The organism is Kitasatospora sp. NPDC059462 (genome assembly GCF_042749955.1).
GTDB lineage: Bacteria > Actinomycetota > Actinomycetes > Streptomycetales > Streptomycetaceae > Kitasatospora.
In genome coordinates this window covers 1-2,382 of sequence record NZ_JBHYUU010000378.1, presented here as the reverse complement: position 1 = coordinate 2,382, position 2,382 = coordinate 1, and the positions used below count along the sequence as shown (strand labels likewise).

At 75.2% G+C, this 2,382-nt stretch carries 3 protein-coding genes; 1 reads left to right on the top strand and 2 read right to left on the bottom strand.

What is annotated here, in order from left to right; genetic code table 11:
• Both ACFXAM_RS38560 and rpe read right to left on the bottom strand, forming a co-directional pair.
• Positions 1 to 380 (bottom strand): pirin family protein (locus ACFXAM_RS38560; RefSeq protein ID WP_380298581.1); only part of this gene is annotated, 380 nt, incomplete at its 3' end.
• 145 nt (positions 381 to 525) lie between these two features.
• Positions 526 to 1,209 (bottom strand): ribulose-phosphate 3-epimerase, encoded by a 684-nt coding sequence (gene rpe / locus ACFXAM_RS38555; RefSeq protein ID WP_380298579.1) that lies wholly within the window; start codon positions 1,207 to 1,209, stop codon positions 526 to 528.
• Between the two features lie 241 nt (positions 1,210 to 1,450).
• On the opposite strand from rpe, the gene ACFXAM_RS38550 reads away from it, so the two are divergent.
• Entirely contained in the window at positions 1,451 to 2,311 is an 861-nt protein-coding gene (locus ACFXAM_RS38550; protein ID WP_380298577.1) for a hypothetical protein, read from the top strand.
• Positions 2,312 to 2,382: the final 71 nt, after the last annotated feature.

Here is a 2,382-nt window from a genome sequence, read left to right as displayed (position 1 = left end):
GGGCGGGGGGACTCCTCGGAGTGGGAGATCGCCCGGCCGGAGGTCATCAGGCCCAGCTCGCGCGGGCGCACGGTCTGCAGGCTGCCGAGGCTGTCGCGGTGCAGGACCTCGCCCGCGTGCAGCCAGCTGACCGTCTGCAGGCCCATGTGCGGGTGCGGGGGCACCTGCATGCCCGGCTCGTCCGCGATGTCGTCCGGGCCGTAGTGGTCCACGAAGCACCACGCCCCCACCATCCGCCGCCCCAGGTTCGGGAGGAGGCGGCGGACGACGGTGCTCTCGCCGAGGGGCACCCGGCGGGCGGCCAGCAGGTCACGGACCGGGCCGGTGCCGCGCTCGCCGCCGCAGGTGGTCGGGGCGGGCTTGGCGTCGAGGTTGCTCATGGGGCGGTCACCGCCGTGCGCAGGGGGCCGGGAGGGGGCGGGGGGGGCCGCCGCCCCGGCCGGAGGGGTCGTCGCCACGATCCTCCGTCAGGGCGCGGCGATCCTCCACCCGGGACGGGCCACCCGGGACCGGCCGGCCGGGGGCTCAGTGCCCGCAGGCCCACCAGGCGTCGGCGCTCGCGCCCTCGGCGAGGGTGCGCAGCTTGGCGACCGCCTCGGCCGGGTCCTCGGCGCCGTACACCGCCGAACCGGCGACGAAGACGTCCGCGCCGGCCTCGGCGCAGCGCTCGATGGTGCTCGCCGAGACGCCGCCGTCGACCTGGAGCCACAGCTCAAGGCCGTGCTTGGCGATCAGCTGCCTGGTCCGGCGGATCTTCGGCAGCATGATGTCCAGGAACGCCTGGCCGCCGAAGCCCGGCTCGACAGTCATGATCAGCAGCATGTCCAGCTCGGGCAGCAGGTCCTCGTAGGGCTCGATCGGCGTGGCCGGCTTGAGCGCCATCGAGGCGCGGGCGCCCTTGGCCCGGATCTCGCGGGCCAGCCGGACGGGCGCGGCGGCGGCCTCGACGTGGAAGGTGACCGAGCCGGCGCCCGCCTCGACGTACTGGGGGGCCCAGCGGTCCGGGTCCTCGATCATCAGGTGGCAGTCGAGCGGGGTGGTGGTGGCCCGGGCCAGCGATTCGACGACCGGGACGCCGAGCGTCAGGTTGGGCACGAAGTGGTTGTCCATCACGTCGACGTGCAGCCAGTCCGAGCCCCGCACGGCCTCGGCCTCCTGGGCGAGCCGGGCGAAGTCCGCGGACAGGATGCTGGGGTTGATCTGCGCCATGGGGCCTGTTACCTCTTCTTGCCTTCGTGCCGTCTTCCGAGGGATCGGACGCGCGCGGGGCGCATCCCGGCCATCATCTCGTGCGTCGTCGGCCGCGTGTCACCACCGAGACCTCCGCGTGACCGTCATCACACCCCGGGCGGGGTTATCGTGACCGCCGCCGTGGTCATCAGCCAGTACGACCACTAATCAAGAGAACACCTGTGCGGCGTACCCGCTCCCTCCCGAGGAAGGTCCTCCTTTGGCCGATCTCGTCCACCCCGCCCGGGCCCTGTGGTGGCTCTTCGAGCCCGTGCACGCCGTCACCTACTTCACCCCGGAGGGCCTCGGCGCGTTCGAGGCGGTCGGCCTGCGCGGCGCGGCGCGCAGCTACTTCGCCGGCCGCGCGGCCCCGCTCGGCCCGGTGGACGCGACGCCGGTGATCGCCGCGTTCTTCAACTTCGCTCCCGCCCCGATCGAGCGCGCGCTGCCCGCGACCTGGAAGCTGGCCGACCCGGAGACCGCGCTCGCCGCCCGGGCCGCCGGCGCCTCGGCGGCGCTGCAGCGGCTGCTGGAGCACGTCGACCCGGCACTGATCGAACTGGCGACCGACCTCCTGGAGGACGCCGTCACCCGGCTGGACTGCGCCGGCCGGGTCCTGGCCTCCGCCAACGCCGCCCTCCCCCGCCCGGCCGACCTGCACGGCCGGCTCTGGCAGGCCGCCACCGTGATGCGCGAGCACCGCGGCGACGGCCACATCGCCGCCCTGATCTCGGCGGGTCTCGACGGCTGCGAGGCGCTGGTGGTCCGGTGCGCCCTGGACGTGCGGCGCGAGGCCCTGCAGCCGTTCCGCGGCTGGACCGACGACGAGTGGGACGCGGCGACGGCCCGGCTGACCGAACGCGGCTGGCTCACCGAACGCGGCACCATCACCGAGTGCGGACGCATCCGCCACCAGTCCCTGGAGGCGGCCACCGACCTCGCCGCCGCCCGGGTCTGGGAGGACCACCCGCGCGCCGACCTCGACCGGCTCGCCGCCGCCCTCAAGCCGATCTCGGCCCTCTGTCGCACCGCACTGCCCCCGATCAACCCGATCGGCCTGCCGGCCACCACCACCGCCTGACGTTCCCCCGGCGGGGCGGCAGGGGGGGGCGGGGCGGGGGGTTAAACCCCGCCCCCCCCCGCCCCGGACCC

Excerpts from the sequence above, each read along its gene's own strand:
- rpe (WP_380298579.1), bottom strand. The coding sequence starts at position 1,209 with ATGGCGCAGATCAACCCCAGCATCCTGTCCGCGGACTTCGCCCGGCTC.